Genomic DNA, 19104 nt, shown 5'->3' with positions numbered 1-19104 from the left:
GGTAGTGATTGCAGCGGTCAGGGTAGTTTTACCATGGTCAACGTGGCCGATAGTACCAACGTTGACGTGCGGTTTTGTACGTTCAAATTTTTCTTTAGACACGGCTATATTCCTTACTATAGTGCTCTCCCCTCTGGAGAGAGCACGGGACTTAGGTTTTAATCCTGTGGATTACTTACCACGGGCTTCAATAACGGCCTGAGCAACGTTGTTAGGCGCATCATCATACTTCAGGAATTCCATGGTGTATGATGCACGACCTTTGGTCAGAGAACGCAGCTGAGTTGCATATCCGAACATTTCAGACAGCGGAACTTCAGCGTGGATCTTAACGCCAGTTACTTCGGATTCCTGACCACGCAGCATACCGCGACGACGGCTCAAGTCACCGATAACGTCACCGGTGTTCTCTTCAGGAGTTTCTACTTCAACCTTCATGATTGGCTCAAGCAGAACTGGTTTTGCTTTCTTAAAGCCTTCTTTAAAGGCAATAGACGCAGCCAGTTTAAACGCCAGTTCAGAGGAGTCAACGTCGTGGTAAGAACCGAAGTGCAGACGGATACCCATGTCAACAACCGGATAGCCAGCCAGAGGGCCCGCTTTCAGCTGTTCCTGGATGCCTTTATCAACGGCTGGGATGTATTCGCCAGGAATTACACCACCTTTGATGTCGTTGATGAACTCGTAACCTTTCGGGTTAGAGCCCGGCTCCAGTGGGTACATGTCGATCACAACGTGACCGTACTGACCGCGACCACCAGACTGCTTAGCGTGTTTACCTTCAACATCGGTAACTTTCGCGCGAATCGCTTCGCGGTAAGCAACCTGAGGTTTACCCACGTTCGCTTCAACGTTGAATTCACGCTTCATACGGTCAACGATGATGTCCAGGTGCAGTTCACCCATACCAGCGATGATGGTCTGGTTAGATTCTTCATCAGTCCATACGCGGAATGATGGGTCTTCTTTCGCCAGACGGCCCAGAGCCAGACCCATTTTTTCCTGGTCAGCTTTGGTTTTTGGTTCAACCGCGATGGAGATTACCGGCTCAGGGAATTCCATACGCTCCAGAATGATCGGGTGATCCGGGTCACACAGGGTGTCACCAGTGGTCACGTCTTTCAGACCGATAGCTGCAGCGATGTCGCCCGCACGAACTTCTTTGATCTCTTCACGTTTGTTAGCGTGCATCTGTACGATACGGCCAAAACGTTCACGCGCCGCTTTCACGGAGTTCAGGATGGTGTCACCAGAGTTAACCACACCAGAGTAAACGCGGAAGAAGGTCAGGTTACCCACGAATGGGTCGGTAGCAATTTTGAACGCCAGTGCAGAGAACGGCTCGTCATCACTTGCGTGACGCTCAGCCGGAGTATCTTTACCGTCGTCCAGGATGCCGTTGATCGCAGGAACGTCAACCGGGGATGGCAGGTAGTCAACTACCGCATCCAGCATCGCCTGAACACCTTTGTTCTTGAACGCAGAACCACAGGTTACCAGGATGATTTCGTTGTTCAGAACGCGCTGACGCAGAGCTTTTTTGATCTCTTCTTCAGACAGTTCTTCACCACCCAGGTATTTCTCCATCAGCTCTTCAGAAGCTTCAGCAGCGGATTCGATCAGGTTCTGGTGCCATTCGTCAGCCAGGTCCTGCATCTCAGCCGGGATATCTTCGTATTCGAAGGTAACGCCCTGGTCTGCATCGTTCCAGTTGATGGCTTTCATTTTCACCAGGTCGATAACGCCGGTGAAGCCTTCTTCAGCACCAATTGCCAGCTGCAGCGGAACAGGGTTCGCGCCCAGACGGGTTTTGATCTGGCCAACAACTTTCAGGAAGTTAGCACCCATACGGTCCATTTTGTTAACGAACGCGATGCGTGGAACTTTATATTTGTTCGCCTGACGCCATACGGTTTCAGACTGTGGCTGAACACCACCAACTGCGCAATAAACCATTACCGCGCCGTCAAGAACACGCATGGAACGTTCTACTTCGATGGTGAAGTCAACGTGGCCCGGGGTGTCGATGATGTTTACGCGATGCGGTTCGTACTGCTTAGCCATACCTGACCAGAATGCAGTAGTCGCTGCGGAGGTGATGGTAATACCACGCTCCTGCTCCTGTTCCATCCAGTCCATGGTGGCTGCGCCGTCATGAACTTCACCGATTTTATGGTTTACACCGGTGTAGAACAGAATACGTTCGGTAGTAGTGGTCTTACCGGCGTCGATGTGCGCACTGATACCGATGTTACGGTAGCGTGCGATGGGTGTTGTACGAGCCATTTGATTCCTCGTTTGTTTCTTTAGGCGTTCAGTTAAGTTACCCAGAGCGGGCAGCTTCTCTGAAGCGCCCGCCTGGTGACTAATACTCCGAAGGGATTACCAACGGTAGTGTGCGAACGCCTTGTTGGCTTCTGCCATACGGTGAACGTCTTCACGTTTCTTAACTGCAGTACCTTTGTTTTCTGCAGCATCAGAAAGTTCGTTCGCCAGACGCAGAGCCATGGATTTATCACCGCGTTTACGAGCAGCTTCAACGATCCAACGCATTGCCAGGGCATTACGACGAACCGGACGAACTTCAACTGGAACCTGATAAGTAGAACCACCAACGCGGCGGGACTTAACTTCTACAGTTGGGCGAACGTTGTCGAGAGCGACTTCGAAAGCTTCCAGTTCATTTTTACCAGAACGCTGAGCCAGGGTCTCCAGCGCGCTGTATACGATTGCTTCTGCAGTAGATTTTTTACCATCTACCATCAGGATATTTACAAATTTTGCCAGCAGTTCTGATCCGAACTTCGGATCTGGAAGAATTTTACGCTGACCAATGACGCGACGACGTGGCATGGGAATACTCCGTTGTTAATTCAGGATTGTCCAAAACTCTACGAGTTTAGTTTGACATTAAGATAAATCAGTTTGGCCTTACTTAACGGAGAACCATTAAGCCTTAGGACGCTTCACGCCGTACTTGGAGCGAGCCTGCTTACGGTCTTTAACACCTGAGCAGTCCAGCGCACCACGAACGGTGTGGTAACGAACACCCGGAAGGTCTTTAACACGACCGCCACGGATCAGGATCACGGAGTGCTCCTGCAGGTTGTGACCTTCACCACCGATGTAGGAAGTCACTTCGAAACCGTTAGTCAAACGCACACGGCATACTTTACGCAGTGCGGAGTTTGGTTTTTTAGGAGTGGTGGTATATACACGAGTACATACGCCACGTTTCTGCGGGCAGGCTTCCAGCGCAGGCACGTTGCTTTTTGCAACTTTGCGTGCACGTGGTTTGCGTACCAGCTGGTTAACTGTTGCCATTAAATAGCTCCTGGTTTTAGCTTTTGCTTCGTAAACACGTAATAAAACGACCTCATACAATATGAGGACGCGAAATTTTAGGGCTACGTCGAAAAGGTGTCAAGAAATATACAGCGATCTCAAATCACCAGTTCATTTGACTGGCGTGCGTCACAGTAAGATTGACGAAATCAGTATAGCCAACCACGTCAATTTTGGCTGAAATTTGACCAGAAAGACCCCGCGCATCCAGATCGTCCTTCAGCGCAGAGACCGTTATGGGGGCATTCGTGAGAATTTCAACGAAACGTCCACCTTCAAGTGCAGCGAGCACGCCATCCTGAATCAGCAGCAGATCGTCACCTTCGCGCAGCATGCTCAACAGCGTGTCGATATAACATTGCCATGGTGAATGGCTGAGAATATGGAGCATGGAAGCCTCAGAAAGTCAGAATGGTGTCGTAGTGGGATAGTTGTTCACGCAGTGCTGCGGCAGGTAAGGTCGTCACATCCAGCACAAAAGGCGTCTTATCGCTTAAACCGCGCGCCGTTAAAGAGTCGGCACAGACATAGCAGGTTTCGATATCGTAAAGCGGCAGCACTTTGAAGGTAGCGATGTAGTCGCGCGCCAGAATGGCCTGCGGCTGTTGGCCCGCCAGAAGCTGAAGCACGCCGTCCCCCAGAAAGAAGACACCGATATCTTCTGTTAACGCCGATGTCGCAAGCAGCGCATCCAGGCCTTCGCGGCCAGAGGTGCTGCCGTGCGGCGCAGAAGTAAAAACAAATGCCACACGCTTCATCAGAATTGCACCACTCTGTCGCAGGTTAACGCCGCCTGAGCCAATGCGCCCAGACCACTCAACGAAAAACCAGGCTGCAGGTTAGCGCCTGATAATCCCAGGCGCTCGGCTTCCGCTGCATCCGTCACGCCGCGACGCAGCGCCGCCGCCACGCAGATATGCAGCTCAACGCCCTGCTTTTCATTTAACGCCTGCCAGGCGCGGACCAGATCAAACTCGTCGCTCGCCGGCGACGTAAACTGGTTCGCGTTATACACCCCTTCCCGATAGAAGAAGACGCTCGCCAGTTCGTGTCCGGCCGCCAGCAGCGCATGCGCAAACTGCAGCGCGCTGCTGGCCTGTTGAGTCCCATACGCCGGGCCCGTCACCATTAATGCAAAACGCATTACTTATCTTGCCCCACGAAATCGCCGCTTTTGAACTGACGGATGTAGAGGTAAACCGTATGCTTGGAGATGTTCAAACGATCGGCCACCTGGTTGATGGCATCTTTAATGTCGAAAATCCCTTTCTCGTAGAGATTGAGTACGATCTGGCGATTCTTGGCGTTGTTCGATACGTTGCGGTCAGCATTGACCTCTTCAATGGTGAACTCAAGCGTCTGCGTGACGAGATCTTCAACGGAGGAGGCAAAGTTAACAGAAGAGCCAACGTCTGGCGTTTCTGGCGGAATAAAGGTGCTCATGATCTGCGAGAATGGCACATCAAGGTTCATGTTGATGCACAGCAGCCCAATCACACGATGCTCGCGATTTCGAATCGCGATGGTTTCTGATTTCATCAGCACGCCGCTTTTGGCGCGGGTGAAATAACATTTTGAGACGCTGCTGTCCGCGCCGGTCATGTCATGCAACATACGCAATGCAAGGTCGGTAATTGGCGAACCAATTTTACGGCCGGTATGCTCACCATTAGCAATGCGGATGGCGGAACACTTCAGATCTTGCAGGGAGTGCAATACGATTTCGCAGTGGGAACCAATGAGCATCGCTAACCCGTCCACTACCGCTTCATAGGATTTCAGAATATCGAAGTCGGTCTGGTCAAAAGGACGTTGATCCAGCAAATCAAGTTCACTGGTTTCGTTGGTTAAAAGCGACCTGGACATGAAAAAAACACTCCTTTTCAGGAGCCTGTCGTTAGGTTTTCAGGGCAGGCTCATTATCTACACGGACAACTAAATTAATACAGCGTGCCTAACGCTTTCCAGTGTTAATTATATCTGCCCCACAATAAAAAACCGCCGCCTTAAAAGGCGGCGGTTTGCATCACATTACTTCTTAGCGTCTGTCGCAGCTTTCTGATCTGCCTGCGCTTCCGGTTTCGCATCCGCTTTCGGCGCTGGTTTGATGTCCAGCAGCTCTACGTCGAAGACCAGCGTGGAGTTAGCCGGGATACCCGGGACGCCAGTTTTGCCATAGGCCAGATCCGGTGGGATAACCAGCTTGATTTTGCCGCCTTTTTTGATGTTTTTCAGGCCTTCAGTCCAGCCTGGGATCACACCGTCAAGACGGAAGGAAAGAGGTTCACCACGGGTGTAAGAGTTGTCGAACTCTTTACCGTCGATCAGCGTACCTTTGTAGTTCACCACAACGGTGTCGCTGTCTTTAGGCGCATCACCGGTACCTTCTTTCTCAACTTTGTACACCAGACCAGTAGAAGAGGTTTTCACACCCTTCTCTTTAGCAAAGGTCTCGCGGTAGGCTTTGCCTTTCGCTTCGTTGTCTTTAGCGTCCGCTTCCATCTTGGTCTGAGCGGCACCCTTCACGCGCGCTTCGAACGCCTGCAGAGTCTGTTCGATTTCCTGGTCAGACAGTTTGCTCTTATCAGCAAAGGCGTCCTGAACACCCGCGATCAGCTGGGCTTTGTCCAGTTTGATGCCCAGTTTCTCTTGTTCTTTCAGAGAGTTTTCCATGTAGCGGCCCAGAGATGCGCCCAGTGCGTAGGCGGATTTCTGGTCGTCATTTTTGAACGCCGCTTTGCTGTCTGCAGTGGCAGCAGGCTTCGCAGCAGTATCAGCAGCGAATGACAGCGGCGCGTTCAGTGCAACAGCCATCGTCGTCGCCAGCAGCGTTACTTTAAACAGTGATTTCATCCATATCTCCAGGGCCTGGGGACTCTCACCCCAGCGTTAAACGTAAATGAGTGACGTACTATAAAACGTTGCGGAAGAAATCTACAGACAGACACTTCCAATTCTCGCCACTTTTCAGACTATTTTTGTTTAAATAAGTTTCTTGCCAACGGGATAGAGACTGCACTTAAGGATAAACTCAGTTAAACTGCGCCGCCGCTGGGCCAATATGGCGTATCAGATATAAACGAGGTGAATGATGAAGGACACAATGATAGAAGCGAGAATGGCTGAGCTGGAAAGCCGCCTGGCTTTTCAGGACATCACCATCGAAGAGCTTAACCAGACCGTGACCGCGCACGAACTCGAAATGGCGAAACTACGGGATCATATGCGCCTGCTGACGGAAAAGCTGAAGGCGACGCAGCCGTCAAATATTGCCTCTCAGTCGGAAGAAACGCCACCACCTCATTATTGAGGCGTAAAAAAAGCGGGATTATCCCGCTTTTTTATTTTCCGCATGACGGAATTAGTGGCAACCGCAGCCGCCGTTGCCGCAACCACCTTTACCGTGGCCGTGGTCATGACCATGGTCGTGGCCGTGACCACCGCAGCAGCCGTCGTGGCCGTGATCATGGTCGTGACCATGCGCACCGTGAACGTGGCCATGAGCCAGCTCTTCTTCGGTCGCTTCACGGATCGCAACAACTTCTACGTTGAACTTCAGGTTCTGGCCAGCCAGCATGTGGTTGCCGTCAACCACGACGTGGTCGTCTTCAACTTCAGTGATTTCAACAGGAACCGGACCCTGGTCAGTTTCAGCCAGGAAGCGCATGCCAACCTGCAGCTCGTCAACGCCCATGAACACGTCTTTAGGAACGCGCTGAACCAGGTTGTCGTCATACTGACCGTAAGCGTCGTTCGCGCCTACAGCAACGTCGAATTTATCGCCAACTTCATGACCTTCCAGCGCAGTTTCCAGGCCGGAAATCAGGGAACCGTGACCATGCAGGTAGTCCAGCGGCGCACTCACCGGAGACTCATCAACCAACACACCGTCTTCTGTACGTACCTGATAGGCCAGGCTGACCACCAGGTCTTTTGCTACTTTCATGATATCTCCTGAGCGTGGGAAAATTGCTGGCGCAGATTGTAGCGGAAATCTGCACCCGTGTACCCTTAAGCTTAAAAAAACTCAGAGCATATCGCTAGTCTGGATGAAAAATGCCGATCACTTGCTCTTCTTTGCGAACGTGATCGCGTGCTTCTTTGTCGGCCTCACGCATCTGGTGACCGCACTTAACGCACTCAACTATATCAATATTATTTTCGCGCCACATGGCCAGCGTATCTTGAGCCTGGCAAGACGGGCACTTTGCACCCGCGATAAAGCGTTTACGTACAGCCATCTTTCGTTACCTTTTATTCAAATTCATCCCAGCCGTCGAGCTGGCGTCGTTCCTGCTGCATCTCTCGCTGAAAGATCTCCTCCAGCTCGCGCCGCGCTTCCCGCACGCGGGAGATCTGCGCCGTATCGCTATGTACAGGCATTAATTCGCGCAGCATGCGCATATCCAGCCGGCGGAAGTGCATCTGGGCGCGCTGCGCCTGGTGAGGATGCATCCCCAGGGAGATTAACGCCTTGCGCCCCAGTTCCAGCGCACTGGAGAACGTCTCACGGGAGAAGTGTTTCACACCTGCCTGCAACAATTCGTGAGCTTCAACACGCCCCCGGGCACGCGCCAGAATATTCAGGTGTGGGAAGTGCTGCTGACATAGCTCCACCAGCTTCATCGTATCTTCCGGATCGTTGCAGGTGATGGCGATAGACTCCGCGGCTTCCGCCCCGGCCGAGCGCAGAAGCTCAAGCTGAGTGGCATCGCCGTAATAGACCTTGTAGCCATATTTGCGCATCAGGTTGACCGCGCTGATATCGCGCTCCAGCACCGTAATGCGCATTTTGTTCGCCATCAACAGGCGGCCAATCACCTGCCCGAAGCGGCCGAAGCCCACGACGATCACCTGCGGCTTATCGTCTTCTACCCACGGCGCTTCATCTTCATCGTCTGCCGGATTCAGGCGGCGCGACAGGAGTTTATCCACCATCTTCATCAGCAGAGGCGTGGTCATCATCGACAGCGTTACCGTCACCAGCAGCAGCGCCATCTGGTCATCTTTAAACAGCTTCTGGGAGGAGGCGGTGGAGAACAGCACAAACGCAAACTCGCCACCCTGGCTCAACACGCTGGCAAACTGCATGCGTTCCGAACTGCGCAACCCGTAGATACGCGCCATGACGTACAGCACCAGCATTTTCACCGCCACCAGGATCGCAACACTCACCGCAACCCAGAGCAAATGGGTATAAAGCACGCCAAGATTGAGCGCCATTCCCACCGAAATAAAGAACAGGCCTAACAACAGCCCTTTGAAGGGATCGATGGCAATTTCCAGTTCGTGCCGATATTCACTCTCCGCCAGCAGCACGCCGGCAATAAAGGTGCCCAGCGCCATCGACAGCCCCAGCGCGTCCATAAACAGCGCCGAGCCGAGCACCAGCAGCAGCGTCGCGGCGGTAAACACCTCTCGCACGCCCGAGGCGGCAATAAAGCGGAACACCGGACGTAACAGGAAACGTCCGCCAATCAGCATGCCCGCGAAGGCCAGCACCTTCATGGAAATTTTTGCCCAGTCGAAGTGATCGTCGCCCGAGCCCGCCAGCAGCGGCACCAGCGCCAACGCCGGGATCACCGCTAAATCCTGGAACAACAGCACCGAAAAGCCCAGCTGTCCGGCCTCATTGCGGTTCATCCCCTTGTCGCGCATCAGCTGCAGCGCCATCGCCGTCGACGACATTGCGAGACCAATCCCGCCAATCACCGCCGCCTGCCAGGAAAAGTTGGTCAGCATTAACAGGCCAGCCAGAATCGCGGCGCTAAACAGCACCTGCGCGGCGCCCACGCCAAAGATAGAGCGTCGAAGCTGCCACAGCTTCGACGGGTTCAGTTCGAGGCCGATGATGAACATCAGAAACACCACGCCGAGCTCCGAGAAGTGGAGAATTTCATCCACGTCGCTGATGAAACCCAGTCCCCATGGGCCAATGGCGATCCCCGCAAGCAAATACCCCAGCACCGCCCCGATGCCGATACGGGCGGCAAGCGGCACCGCGACGACGGCGGCAAATAAAAACAGCACCCCGGCGAGGAGTAAATTCGATCCTTCCATTAACGACCTCCTGCCGGAATCGGTGATGCCAGCCATTCGCCGTAGGCTCTGGCGTGGCTTGCGAGCGCTTTCGGGTCCTGACGCCGTGCCCAGTAAACAATAATCGGGCTCATCCAGTGCATGCGGCACATGGCCGCCGTCAGCTCGAACGGCCTCAGGATGTCGCTCATGGGATAGCGGTTCAGCCCGTCGTGACGGTAAGCGCTTTCGGGTTCACCGGTGGTGATCACACTGCGCCAGTACTTTCCCGCCAGCTGGTTGCCCCCCACCCCGCTGGAGAAGCCCCGGCTCAGCACGCGGTCCAGCCACTCTTTCAGCAGCGCCGGACAGCTGTAGGTATAGAGCGGATGCTGAAATACAATCACGTCATGCTGACGCAGCAGTTCCTGCTCGTAAGGAATATCGATAAAGAAATCAGGATAGTGCGCGTAGAGATCGTGCACCGTGACGTTACTGAGCTGTGTGGCCGGCTTAAGCAGCACCCGGTTCGCCACCGAGTCCTGAGATTCCGGATGGGCATACAGCAGCAGCACTTTCGCTGTCTGAGACATCACTCCCCTCCCGGTTCTGTTTTTGTGTATTGTTGTCGTTTTGGGCTACCATGGCGGCCCGGTGGGGAAAATGGCCCACACCTTACATTATCATAATGACAAATTAACATAGTCGGAACATACGGCGCTTCTATGATTGTTTTCTCCTCGTTACAAATTCGTCGCGGCGTGCGCGTCCTGCTGGATAACGCCACTGCTACCATCAACCCGGGCCAGAAAGTGGGTCTGGTCGGCAAAAACGGCTGCGGTAAATCCACCCTGCTGGCGCTGCTGAAAAACGAGATTAGCGCGGATGGTGGTAACTTTACCTTCCCGGGGAACTGGCAGCTCGCTTGGGTAAACCAGGAGACGCCAGCCCTGAGCGAACCGGCACTCGACTATGTTATCGACGGCGATCGCGAGTACCGTAAGCTCGAAGCGGAACTCAACGCGGCCAACGAGCGCAACGACGGTCACGCCATCGCTACCGTTCACGGCAAGCTGGACGCCATCGACGCGTGGACCATTCGCTCCCGCGCCTCCAGCCTGCTGCACGGCCTGGGCTTCAGCAATGAACAGCTTGAACGCCCGGTAAGCGACTTCTCCGGCGGCTGGCGCATGCGCCTCAACCTGGCGCAGGCGCTGATCTGCCGCTCAGACCTGCTCCTGCTCGATGAACCGACCAACCACCTCGATCTCGATGCGGTTATTTGGCTCGAGAAGTGGCTCAAGAGCTATCAGGGCACTCTGATTCTCATCTCCCACGACCGCGACTTCCTCGACCCGGTGGTGGATAAAATCATTCATATCGAACAGCAAACCATGTTCGAGTACACCGGCAACTACAGCTCCTTCGAGCGCCAGCGCGCGACGCGCCTTGCTCAGCAGCAGTCGATGTATGAAAGCCAACAGCAGCGCGTGGCGCACCTGCAGAGCTTCGTGGATCGCTTCAAAGCTAAAGCGTCAAAAGCCAAGCAGGCCCAGAGCCGCATTAAAATGCTGGAACGCATGGAGATGATCGCCCCGGCACACGTGGATAACCCGTTCCACTTCAGCTTCCGCGCGCCGGAAAGCCTGCCGAACCCGCTGCTGAAGATGGAAAAGGTCAGCGCGGGTTATGGGGATCGCATCATCCTCGACTCTATCAAGCTTAACCTGGTGCCGGGTTCGCGCATTGGCCTGCTGGGGCGCAACGGCGCCGGTAAATCAACGTTAATTAAGCTGCTCGCGGGCGAGCTTAACCCAACCAGCGGTGAAATCGGCCTGGCGAAGGGCATTAAGCTTGGCTATTTCGCCCAGCATCAGCTGGAATTTTTACGAGCGGATGAATCCCCGATTCAGCATCTGGCGCGTCTTGCCCCGCAGGAAATGGAGCAGAAACTGCGCGACTACCTCGGCGGCTTCGGCTTCCAGGGCGATAAGGTGACCGAAAACACCGAGCGTTTCTCCGGCGGCGAAAAAGCCCGTCTGGTGCTGGCGCTGATCGTCTGGCAGAGACCCAACCTGCTGCTGCTCGATGAACCGACCAACCACCTGGATCTCGACATGCGTCAGGCGCTGACCGAAGCGCTGATTGAGTTCGAAGGCGCACTGGTTGTCGTGTCGCACGATCGCCACCTGATCCGCTCCACCACCGACGATCTCTACCTGGTACACGGCGGCAAAGTCGAACCGTTCGACGGCGATCTTGAAGACTACCAGCAGTGGCTGACGGACGTACAAAAGCAGGAAAACCAGCCGGAAGAGTCAGCGAAAGACAACGTCAACAGCGCACAGTCGCGTAAAGACCAGAAGCGCCGCGAAGCGGAACTGCGCACCCAGACCCAGCCGCTGCGTAAAGAGATTGCCCGTCTTGAAAAAGAGATGGAAAAGCTCAACGCCACGCTTGCCGCCGTCGAAGAGAAGCTGGGCGACAGCGACCTGTACGATCAGAGCCGTAAAGCGGAGCTAACGGATTGTCTGCAAACGCAGGCGAAAGCTAAATCCAGCCTCGAAGAGTGCGAAATGGCATGGCTGGATGCCCAGGAACAGCTGGAAGCGATGCTGCAGGCAGACTGAATTTTTACCCCGTTGTGCGAACGGAATCTATCTCTGGTTCGGAAATCCAGGCTAAACGGGGTACAATTCGGAAGGTATAGTGAATTTCTGACAAGAATCAGCATCGTCCTTATGACCCAAATCATTCCATCAGACTTCGACATTACAGCCGAAGACAGCACCGAGTTCGTGCCCATGCGCGGCGTGACCAACTGCCATTTGCAGACCATGCTGCCGCGGCTGATCCGCCGCAAGGTCCAGTTCACTCCGCACTGGCAACGGCTCGATCTGCCGGACGGTGATTTTCTGGATCTCGCCTGGAGCGAAGCGCCGGAACAGGCTCTTCATAAGCCGCGTCTGGTGGTTTTTCACGGTTTAGAAGGCAGCCTGCACAGTCCGTATGCGCATGGGTTAATTGAGGCCGCCAAAGCGCGCGGCTGGCTCGGCGTGGTGATGCATTTTCGCGGCTGTAGCGGCGAGCCGAATCGTCAGAAACGCATTTATCACTCGGGTGAAACCGAAGACGGCACGTGGTTTCTGCACTGGCTGCGGGAAAATTATGGCGCCGCGCCAACGGCCGCCGTGGGCTACTCGCTGGGCGGTAATATGCTCGCCTGTCTGCTGGCCAAAGAGGGTGACAGCGTACCGCTGAATGCAGCAGTGATTGTCTCCGCACCGTTTATGCTGGAGCAGTGCAGCTACCACATGGAAAAAGGCTTTTCTCGCGTCTATCAGCGCTATCTGCTCAACCTGCTGAAAGCCAACGCGGCGCGAAAGCTGAAGGCCTATCCGGATACCCTGCCGGTAAGTCTGCGCCAGCTGAAAAAGGTACGCTGCATCCGCGAATTCGACGATCTAATCACCGCCAAAATTCACGGCTTCGCCGATGCTATCGACTATTACCGACAGTGCAGCGCCATGCCGCTGCTCAGCAAAATCACGCAGCCGACGCTGATTATTCACGCCAAAGATGACCCGTTCATGGATCATCACTCTATTCCCGCGCAGGAATTCCTGCCTGACAACGTTCACTACCAGCTGACCGAACATGGTGGCCACGTGGGGTTCATCGGCGGCACGCTGCGCAGGCCGAAAATGTGGCTGGAAGCGCGCATTCCTGACTGGCTGACTCCTTATCTGGATGGTGCAAAATGATCATTCCCTGGCAGGATCTGGCTCCCGAAACGCTCGATAATCTGATTGAAAGCTTTGTATTACGCGAAGGCACCGATTATGGTGAACATGAGCGTTCGCTTGAGCAAAAGGTCAACGATGTAAAACGCCAGCTGAAAAGCGGCGACGTGGTGCTGGTGTGGTCAGAACTGCATGAGACGGTCAATATCATGCCCCGCAACGCGTTTCACGGCTGATCTTCCAACCTTTTCCGTCAGGGAGTTGCTATGTCTGCCAGACATCCCATTATTGCCGTTACGGGGTCGAGTGGTGCGGGAACCACCACCACCAGCCTCGCTTTTCGCAAGATTTTCGCCCAGCTGAATCTCCGTTCGGCGGAGGTCGAAGGCGACAGCTTTCACCGCTATACGCGGCCTGAGATGGACATGGCGATCCGCAAGGCACGCGATTTGGGTAAACACATCAGCTACTTTGGCCCGGAAGCCAATGATTTCGGCCTGCTGGAGCAAACCTTCCGCGAATACGGTCAGAGCGGTACCGGGCAGTCCCGTAAGTATCTGCACACCTACGACGAAGCCGTACCCTGGAATCAGGTGCCGGGCACCTTTACCCCCTGGCAACCGCTGCCGGAACCCACCGACGTGCTGTTTTATGAAGGATTGCACGGCGGCGTTGTCACACCTCAGCACGACGTGGCGCGCCATGTGGATCTGCTGGTCGGGGTGGTGCCGATCGTTAACCTGGAGTGGATCCAGAAGCTGACGCGCGACATGAGCGAGCGCGGCCATTCGCGCGAGGCGGTAATGGACTCGGTGGTGCGCTCCATGGAAGATTACATCAACTATCTCACGCCGCAGTTCTCCCGCACGCACATTAACTTCCAGCGGGTGCCGACCGTGGACACTTCCAATCCGTTCGCGGCGAAGAGCATCCCTTCGCTGGATGAGAGCTTTGTGGTGATCCACTTCCGCAATCTTGAAGGCATTGATTACCCCTGGCTGCTGGCGATGCTGCAGGGCTCGTTTATTTCCCACATGAATACGTTAGTGGTTCCCGGTGGAAAAATGGGGCTGGCAATGGAGCTGATCATGACGCCGCTGGTGGAGCGACTGATGGAAGGGAAGCAGATCGCGTGAACATGTTCCCTCTCCCCGTGGGAGAGGGTTAGGGTGAGGGCATCAACACGCACGATGCCCCAATAATTAGGCCTCGATCACTTCATACGAATGGGTGATTTTTACCGCTTTCTCCAGCATTAACGCCACAGAGCAGTATTTCTCCGCAGAGAGATCCACCGCGCGTGAGACCGCCGCGTCTTTCAGTTCTTTCCCGGTGACAACAAAGTGCAGATTAATGTGGGTGAACAGCCGTGGCGCCTCTTCGCGACGCTCTGAGGTGAGTTTAACCTCGCAATCCGTCACGTCATGACGGCCTTTTTGCAGAATCGACACCACGTCGATCGCGCTGCATCCGCCTGCCGCCATCAGCACCATTTCCATTGGGCTTGGAGCTTTATCGCCGGAGTTACCATCCATCAAAATCTGGTGTCCTGATGCGGACTCGCCCAGGAACGTTAAACCTTCAACCCACTTCACGCGCGCTTGCATATTCATTAACTCCAACGTTGCATTTTTGGTGACAGATTACGCGTGCGTTACATTTCTCGCAATGGAAGGCGACCTGCATCATGCTGAAGCGAGACACCAGGAGACACGCGGCAAAAGCTATGCTAAAACACTCAGGATGCTACAGTAATACATTGACGTTACACATGTATGCAGAGGACATCAAACTTTACTGGCTGCGAAACGTTACGACAGCCGACTTCCCAGGGTATGGGTAAGAATTCGATTGCAACCCCAGAGTCCGGATGCATCTGATGACTCTGGTGACAGCTTATAACAGAGGATAACAGCGCATGGTGCTTGGCAAACCGCAAACAGACCCGACTCTCGAATGGTTCTTGTCTCATTGCCACATTCATAAGTACCCATCGAAGAGCACGCTGATTCACCAGGGTGAAAAAGCGGAAACGTTGTATTACATCGTCAAAGGCTCGGTGGCAGTGCTGATCAAAGATGAGGAAGGCAAAGAGATGATCCTTTCCTATCTGAACCAGGGCGATTTTATCGGTGAACTGGGCCTGTTTGAAGAAGGCCAGGAACGTAGCGCCTGGGTTCGCGCAAAGACAGCATGTGAAGTGGCTGAAATTTCTTATAAGAAATTCCGTCAGTTGATTCAGGTAAACCCTGACATCCTGATGCGTCTTTCTTCCCAGATGGCGCGCCGTCTGCAGGTGACGTCAGAGAAAGTGGGTAACCTCGCCTTCCTGGACGTGACTGGCCGTATCGCGCAGACTCTGCTGAACCTGGCGAAACAGCCAGACGCGATGACCCACCCAGACGGCATGCAAATTAAAATTACCCGTCAGGAAATCGGTCAGATCGTCGGTTGCTCCCGCGAAACAGTGGGCCGTATTCTGAAAATGCTGGAAGATCAAAACCTGATCTCCGCCCACGGTAAAACCATCGTGGTTTACGGAACCCGTTAATCCTGCCTAAACGGCGTGCCATCGCGGGGTGTCACGCCGTTTTTGTCTCTATTCCCCATGTGGCGCAGGCTGATCTATCACCCGGAAGTTAACTATGCACTACGACAAACGCTGGTGCTGTGTCTTCCCGTGGCCGTGGGCCTGATCCTGGGACATCTTCAGCAGGGCCTGCTGTTTTCTCTCGTCCCCGCCTGCTGCAACATTGCCGGTCTGGACACGCCCCATAAACGCTTTTTCAAACGTCTGATAATTGGCGGCTCGCTGTTTGCTGGCTGTAGCCTCGCGGTGCAGCTTCTGCTGGCTCGCGATATTCCCCTGCCGCTGATCCTGACCGTGCTGGCGATGACCCTCGGCGTCACCGCCGAAATCAGCTCGCTCCATGCCCGGCTGCTTCCCGCGTCACTCATTGCGGCCATCTTCACCCTGAGCCTCGCCGGTAATATGCCCGTGTGGGAGCCGCTGTTGATCTACGCCCTCGGCACGCTGTGGTACGGGCTGTTTAACTGGTTCTGGTTCTGGCTGTGGCGGGAGCAGCCGCTGCGCGAATCTCTGAGCCTGCTCTACGTGCAGCTTGCGGATTACTGTGAAGCCAAATACACCCTGCTCACCCAGCATACGGATCCGGAAAAATCCTTACCGCCATTGCTGACGCGCCAGCAAAAGGTGGTAGACCTGATAAGCCAGTGCTATCAGCAGCTGCATATGCTCGCCGCCAACAAGAACCACGAATATAAACGGCTGTTGCGCACCTTTCAGGTGGGGCTGGATCTTCAGGAGCATATCTCCGTTAGCCTTCACCACCCGCAGGAGGTGCAAAAGCTGGTTGAGCGCAGCCATGCCGAAGCGGTGATCCGCTGGAACGCGCAGACCGTCTCCGCGCGCCTGCGGGTGCTGGCCGATGATATTCTCTACCACCGCTACCCCACGCGCTTTAACATGGACAAACAGCTCGGCGCGCTGGAGAAAATCGCCCGTCAGCACCCGGATAACCCGGTCGGCCAGTTTGCCGCCTGGCACTTCAGCCGCATCGCCCGCGTGCTGCGCACCCAGCGCCCGCTTTATTCCCGTGACCTGATGGCGGATAAACAGAAACGTCTGCCGCTGCTGCCGGCGCTGAGAAGCTACCTGTCTCTGAAATCTTCCGCTCTGCGCAACGCTGCAAGGATTAGCGTCATGCTCAGTATCGCCAGCCTGATGGGCATGGCGCTCCAACTGCCGAAACCGTACTGGATCTTAATGACCGTGCTGTTTGTTACCCAGAACGGCTATGGCGCCACGCGGGTGCGCATTCTGCACCGGGCAGGCGGCACGATGGCGGGGCTGATTATTGCGGGCGTGACGCTGCATTTTCACGTGCCCGAAGGCTATACCCTGGCGGGCATGCTGGCGATCACCCTGGTAAGCTATCTAATCATTCGCAAAAACTACGGCTGGGCGATGGTGGGCTTTACGGTGACGGCGGTATATACCCTGCAGCTGCTGACGCTTAACGGCGAACAGTTCATCGTTGCCCGCCTGATCGACACGCTGATTGGCTGCCTGATCGCCTTTGGCGGCATGGTCTGGCTGTGGCCGCAGTGGCAGAGCGGGCTGCTGAGGCAGAACGCCCACGACGCGCTGGAGGCCGATCAGCAGGCCATTCGTCTGATCCTGAGCGACGATCCGCAGCCTTCCCCGCTGGCGTATCAGCGGATGAAGGTCAACCAGGCGCACAACGCACTGTTTAACTCGCTCAACCAGGCGATGCAGGAGCCGGGCTTTAACTCACACTATCTTGCCGATATGAAGCTGTGGGTCACGCACAGCCAGTTTATCGTCGAGCACATCAATGCCATGACCACGCTGGCGCGCGAACACACCATGCTGACGCCGGATCTGGCGCAGCGCTATTTGCAGTCCTGTGAAATTGCCCTGCAGCGGTGTCAGCAGCGTCTGGAGTATGACGCGCCGGGCGAGTCGGGGGATTCGAACATTCTGGAGGCACCGGAGACGCTGACCCACGGGCCGATGAGCACCCTGGAGCAGCATTTGCAGCGCGTGCTGGGACATCTGAACACCATGCACACCATTTCGTCGGTGGCATGGCGTCAGCGCCCGCATCACGGCATTTGGTTAACGCGGCGGTTAAAGCGAACCGAGTATTAGCCTTTTACGATCTTCTCGACCGCCGCGGCAAAGCGGGTTAACCCGTCGTCAATATCTTTCTCTTCCACCACCAGCGATGGCGCAAAGCGCATCACGTCAGGCCCGGCATTTAGCACCATCACCCCTTCGCGAGCGGCGGCATGCAGAAAATCACGCGCACGGCCTTTGTACTGCGGCTTAAGCTCCGCACCAATAAGCAGCCCCATGCCGCGGATCTCGCTGAATACGTCGTACTTATTGTTAATCTGCTGGAGATGCTGCACAAACAGCTCGCGCTTCGCGCTAACACCGTTCAGCACCTCTGGCGTGTTGATGATGTCGAACGCGGCACCTGCCACGGCGCTCGCCAGCGGGTTACCGCCATAGGTCGAGCCGTGAGACCCGACGTGGAACGCAGAGGCAATCTCCTGCGTCGTCAGTACCGCACTCACCGGAAAACCGCCGCCGAGCGCTTTGGCGCTGGTCAGAATATCCGGCGTCACGCCGTAGTGCATGTAGGCAAACAGCTCTCCGGTACGCCCCATCCCGCACTGCACTTCATCAAACACCAGTAGCGCCTGATGTTCGTCGCACAGTTCGCGCAGCCCTTTCAGGAATTCCGGGGTTGCCGCGGTCACGCCGCCTTCGCCCTGAATCGGCTCCACCACCACCGCGCAGGTGTGGTCGTCCATCACCGCTTTCACCGCGTGCAGATCGTTAAACGGCACGTGGATAATGTCGGCTGGTTTCGGACCGAAGCCGTCGGAATACTTCGGCTGGCCGCCAACGGAGACGGTAAAGAAAGAGCGTCCGTGGAAGGCGTTATGGAAGGCGATGATTTTAGTTTTGTACGGGCTGTGGCGCGTGGTGGCGTAGTAGCGCGCCAGCTTAAAGGCGGTTTCGTTAGCTTCGGTGCCGGAGTTCATAAACAGCACGCGCTCGGCAAACGTGGCATCAATGATCTTGCGGCCCAGGCGCAGCGCAGGTTCGTTGGTGAACACGTTGCTGGTGTGCCACAGGGTTTCGCCCTGGGTTTTCAGCGCGTCCACCAGCGCAGGATGGCAGTGGCCCAGCGCCGTGACCGCAATACCGCCCGCGAAATCCACATACTCCTTGCCCTGCTGATCCCAGACGCGGCTGCCTTTCCCCTTCACCGGGATAAATTCAGCCGGTGCATAAATCGGCAGAATCACTTCATCGAATGTCGCGCGGGTAATTGCTGGTTGTTCAGTTGCCATGTCATGCCCATCCATTTTATGTCACATTCATTGTGAAAATGTAATCACAAAATATGCATAAAAACTCACAACAAGGCAACAGATA

22 protein-coding genes are annotated in these 19104 nt (G+C 55.1%); 7 read left to right on the top strand and 15 right to left on the bottom strand.

What is annotated here, in order from left to right:
- From INF77_RS12855 to fkpA, 9 genes are all read right to left on the bottom strand, one after another.
- Window positions 1-102: GTP-binding protein (locus tag INF77_RS12855; protein WP_029364778.1), on the bottom strand; the 102-nt coding region annotated here is incomplete at its 3' end.
- A 69-nt stretch (window positions 103-171) separates the two neighbouring features.
- Window positions 172-2286, bottom strand: a complete 2115-nt coding sequence (gene fusA, locus INF77_RS12850) for an elongation factor G (protein WP_028014637.1) — start codon at window positions 2284-2286, stop codon at window positions 172-174.
- A gap of 96 nt (window positions 2287-2382) precedes the next feature.
- Window positions 2383-2853 carry a 30S ribosomal protein S7 gene (gene rpsG / locus INF77_RS12845; RefSeq protein WP_003861706.1) on the bottom strand — a complete coding sequence of 157 codons (471 nt, stop codon included), beginning with the start codon at window positions 2851-2853 and terminating at the stop codon, window positions 2383-2385.
- A 96-nt stretch (window positions 2854-2949) separates the two neighbouring features.
- On the bottom strand, window positions 2950-3324 hold the full coding sequence (gene rpsL / locus INF77_RS12840) for a 30S ribosomal protein S12 (RefSeq protein WP_000246815.1): 375 nt from the start codon (window positions 3322-3324) through the stop codon (window positions 2950-2952).
- Between the two features lie 124 nt (window positions 3325-3448).
- Window positions 3449-3736, bottom strand: a complete 288-nt coding sequence (tusB, locus tag INF77_RS12835) for a sulfurtransferase complex subunit TusB (RefSeq protein WP_193532534.1) — start codon at window positions 3734-3736, stop codon at window positions 3449-3451.
- Between the two features lie 7 nt (window positions 3737-3743).
- Window positions 3744-4103, bottom strand: a complete 360-nt coding sequence (tusC, locus tag INF77_RS12830) for a sulfurtransferase complex subunit TusC (RefSeq protein ID WP_028014639.1) — start codon at window positions 4101-4103, stop codon at window positions 3744-3746.
- On the bottom strand, window positions 4103-4489 hold the full coding sequence (gene tusD, locus INF77_RS12825) for a sulfurtransferase complex subunit TusD (RefSeq protein ID WP_028014640.1): 387 nt from the start codon (window positions 4487-4489) through the stop codon (window positions 4103-4105). Before tusD ends, tusC begins: the two co-directional genes overlap by 1 nt.
- Entirely contained in the window at window positions 4489-5211 is a 723-nt protein-coding gene (locus tag INF77_RS12820) for a transcriptional regulator (RefSeq protein ID WP_014885489.1), read from the bottom strand. Before INF77_RS12820 ends, tusD begins: the two co-directional genes overlap by 1 nt.
- Window positions 5212-5376: 165 nt before the next feature.
- Window positions 5377-6198 (bottom strand): FKBP-type peptidyl-prolyl cis-trans isomerase, encoded by an 822-nt coding sequence (gene fkpA, locus INF77_RS12815; RefSeq protein ID WP_193532535.1) that lies wholly within the window; start codon window positions 6196-6198, stop codon window positions 5377-5379.
- A gap of 238 nt (window positions 6199-6436) precedes the next feature.
- On the opposite strand from fkpA, the gene INF77_RS12810 reads away from it, so the two are divergent.
- Window positions 6437-6655 (top strand): protein SlyX, encoded by a 219-nt coding sequence (locus tag INF77_RS12810; protein WP_028014642.1) that lies wholly within the window; start codon window positions 6437-6439, stop codon window positions 6653-6655.
- Between the two features lie 51 nt (window positions 6656-6706).
- Here the strand turns inward: INF77_RS12810 and slyD are convergent, their stop codons facing one another.
- From slyD to kefG, 4 genes are all read right to left on the bottom strand, one after another.
- Window positions 6707-7291 carry a peptidylprolyl isomerase gene (gene slyD, locus INF77_RS12805; RefSeq protein ID WP_022649596.1) on the bottom strand — a complete coding sequence of 195 codons (585 nt, stop codon included), beginning with the start codon at window positions 7289-7291 and terminating at the stop codon, window positions 6707-6709.
- A 94-nt stretch (window positions 7292-7385) separates the two neighbouring features.
- Entirely contained in the window at window positions 7386-7586 is a 201-nt protein-coding gene (locus tag INF77_RS12800; protein ID WP_003861689.1) for a YheV family putative zinc ribbon protein, read from the bottom strand.
- A 13-nt stretch (window positions 7587-7599) separates the two neighbouring features.
- Window positions 7600-9405 (bottom strand): glutathione-regulated potassium-efflux system protein KefB, encoded by a 1806-nt coding sequence (gene kefB, locus INF77_RS12795; RefSeq protein ID WP_193532536.1) that lies wholly within the window; start codon window positions 9403-9405, stop codon window positions 7600-7602.
- Window positions 9405-9956 carry a glutathione-regulated potassium-efflux system ancillary protein KefG gene (kefG, locus tag INF77_RS12790; protein ID WP_006812200.1) on the bottom strand — a complete coding sequence of 184 codons (552 nt, stop codon included), beginning with the start codon at window positions 9954-9956 and terminating at the stop codon, window positions 9405-9407. Before kefG ends, kefB begins: the two co-directional genes overlap by 1 nt.
- A 132-nt stretch (window positions 9957-10088) precedes the next feature.
- On the opposite strand from kefG, the gene INF77_RS12785 reads away from it, so the two are divergent.
- The 4 genes from INF77_RS12785 to INF77_RS12770 all read left to right on the top strand — a co-directional run bounded on the left by INF77_RS12785 (window position 10089) and on the right by INF77_RS12770 (window position 14242).
- A complete protein-coding gene (locus INF77_RS12785) occupies window positions 10089-11993 on the top strand; it encodes an ABC transporter ATP-binding protein (RefSeq protein ID WP_028014644.1) in 1905 nt (634 codons plus the stop codon).
- A gap of 111 nt (window positions 11994-12104) precedes the next feature.
- The gene (locus tag INF77_RS12780) at window positions 12105-13127 is read left to right on the top strand and encodes a hydrolase (protein WP_045259342.1); all 1023 of its coding nucleotides are present in this window, start codon (window positions 12105-12107) and stop codon (window positions 13125-13127) included.
- A complete protein-coding gene (locus INF77_RS12775) occupies window positions 13124-13342 on the top strand; it encodes a YheU family protein (protein ID WP_013099053.1) in 219 nt (72 codons plus the stop codon). The genes INF77_RS12780 and INF77_RS12775 overlap by 4 nt, the downstream gene beginning before the upstream one ends.
- A gap of 30 nt (window positions 13343-13372) precedes the next feature.
- Window positions 13373-14242, top strand: coding sequence for a phosphoribulokinase (locus INF77_RS12770; RefSeq protein WP_028014646.1), 870 nt, complete (start codon window positions 13373-13375; stop codon window positions 14240-14242).
- 66 nt (window positions 14243-14308) lie between these two features.
- Here INF77_RS12770 and INF77_RS12765 read toward each other — a convergent pair whose 3' ends face one another.
- The gene (locus INF77_RS12765; RefSeq protein WP_008503018.1) at window positions 14309-14713 is read right to left on the bottom strand and encodes an OsmC family protein; all 405 of its coding nucleotides are present in this window, start codon (window positions 14711-14713) and stop codon (window positions 14309-14311) included.
- Window positions 14714-15024: 311 nt separating this feature from the next.
- On the opposite strand from INF77_RS12765, the gene crp reads away from it, so the two are divergent.
- Together crp and INF77_RS12755 are read left to right on the top strand one after the other, a co-directional pair.
- Window positions 15025-15657: a cAMP-activated global transcriptional regulator CRP gene (gene crp / locus INF77_RS12760; protein WP_000242758.1), complete on the top strand. Its 633-nt coding sequence runs from the start codon at window positions 15025-15027 to the stop codon at window positions 15655-15657.
- A 57-nt stretch (window positions 15658-15714) separates the two neighbouring features.
- Window positions 15715-17802 (top strand): YccS/YhfK family putative transporter, encoded by a 2088-nt coding sequence (locus INF77_RS12755; protein ID WP_193532571.1) that lies wholly within the window; start codon window positions 15715-15717, stop codon window positions 17800-17802.
- Here INF77_RS12755 and INF77_RS12750 read toward each other — a convergent pair.
- The gene (locus tag INF77_RS12750; protein WP_193532537.1) at window positions 17799-19019 is read right to left on the bottom strand and encodes an aspartate aminotransferase family protein; all 1221 of its coding nucleotides are present in this window, start codon (window positions 19017-19019) and stop codon (window positions 17799-17801) included. The genes INF77_RS12755 and INF77_RS12750 overlap by 4 nt on opposite strands.
- Window positions 19020-19104: the final 85 nt, after the last annotated feature.

This window comes from Enterobacter cloacae complex sp. P1B, assembly GCF_014982345.1.
Taxonomy (GTDB): Bacteria; Pseudomonadota; Gammaproteobacteria; order Enterobacterales; family Enterobacteriaceae; genus Enterobacter; species Enterobacter bugandensis.
The sequence above is the reverse complement of the archived record's forward strand: the minus strand, read 5'-3'. Positions and strand labels throughout refer to the sequence as shown.

Excerpts from the sequence above, each read along its gene's own strand:
- INF77_RS12770 (WP_028014646.1), top strand. The coding sequence starts at position 13,373 with ATGTCTGCCAGACATCCCATTATTGCCGTTACGGGGTCGAGTGGTGCG.
- rpsL (WP_000246815.1), bottom strand. The coding sequence starts at position 3,324 with ATGGCAACAGTTAACCAGCTGGTACGCAAACCACGTGCACGCAAAGTT.
- INF77_RS12765 (WP_008503018.1), bottom strand. The coding sequence starts at position 14,713 with ATGCAAGCGCGCGTGAAGTGGGTTGAAGGTTTAACGTTCCTGGGCGAG.
- fkpA (WP_193532535.1), bottom strand. The coding sequence starts at position 6,198 with ATGAAATCACTGTTTAAAGTAACGCTGCTGGCGACGACGATGGCTGTT.
- INF77_RS12800 (WP_003861689.1), bottom strand. The coding sequence starts at position 7,586 with ATGGCTGTACGTAAACGCTTTATCGCGGGTGCAAAGTGCCCGTCTTGC.
- tusB (WP_193532534.1), bottom strand. The coding sequence starts at position 3,736 with ATGCTCCATATTCTCAGCCATTCACCATGGCAATGTTATATCGACACG.
- kefG (WP_006812200.1), bottom strand. The coding sequence starts at position 9,956 with ATGTCTCAGACAGCGAAAGTGCTGCTGCTGTATGCCCATCCGGAATCT.
- slyD (WP_022649596.1), bottom strand. The coding sequence starts at position 7,291 with ATGAAAGTAGCAAAAGACCTGGTGGTCAGCCTGGCCTATCAGGTACGT.
- fusA (WP_028014637.1), bottom strand. The coding sequence starts at position 2,286 with ATGGCTCGTACAACACCCATCGCACGCTACCGTAACATCGGTATCAGT.
- INF77_RS12780 (WP_045259342.1), top strand. The coding sequence starts at position 12,105 with ATGACCCAAATCATTCCATCAGACTTCGACATTACAGCCGAAGACAGC.
- INF77_RS12785 (WP_028014644.1), top strand. The coding sequence starts at position 10,089 with ATGATTGTTTTCTCCTCGTTACAAATTCGTCGCGGCGTGCGCGTCCTG.
- kefB (WP_193532536.1), bottom strand. The coding sequence starts at position 9,405 with ATGGAAGGATCGAATTTACTCCTCGCCGGGGTGCTGTTTTTATTTGCC.
- tusD (WP_028014640.1), bottom strand. The coding sequence starts at position 4,489 with ATGCGTTTTGCATTAATGGTGACGGGCCCGGCGTATGGGACTCAACAG.
- rpsG (WP_003861706.1), bottom strand. The coding sequence starts at position 2,853 with ATGCCACGTCGTCGCGTCATTGGTCAGCGTAAAATTCTTCCAGATCCG.
- crp (WP_000242758.1), top strand. The coding sequence starts at position 15,025 with ATGGTGCTTGGCAAACCGCAAACAGACCCGACTCTCGAATGGTTCTTG.
- INF77_RS12820 (WP_014885489.1), bottom strand. The coding sequence starts at position 5,211 with ATGTCCAGGTCGCTTTTAACCAACGAAACCAGTGAACTTGATTTGCTG.
- tusC (WP_028014639.1), bottom strand. The coding sequence starts at position 4,103 with ATGAAGCGTGTGGCATTTGTTTTTACTTCTGCGCCGCACGGCAGCACC.
- INF77_RS12810 (WP_028014642.1), top strand. The coding sequence starts at position 6,437 with ATGAAGGACACAATGATAGAAGCGAGAATGGCTGAGCTGGAAAGCCGC.
- INF77_RS12775 (WP_013099053.1), top strand. The coding sequence starts at position 13,124 with ATGATCATTCCCTGGCAGGATCTGGCTCCCGAAACGCTCGATAATCTG.
- INF77_RS12750 (WP_193532537.1), bottom strand. The coding sequence starts at position 19,019 with ATGGCAACTGAACAACCAGCAATTACCCGCGCGACATTCGATGAAGTG.
- INF77_RS12755 (WP_193532571.1), top strand. The coding sequence starts at position 15,715 with ATGTGGCGCAGGCTGATCTATCACCCGGAAGTTAACTATGCACTACGA.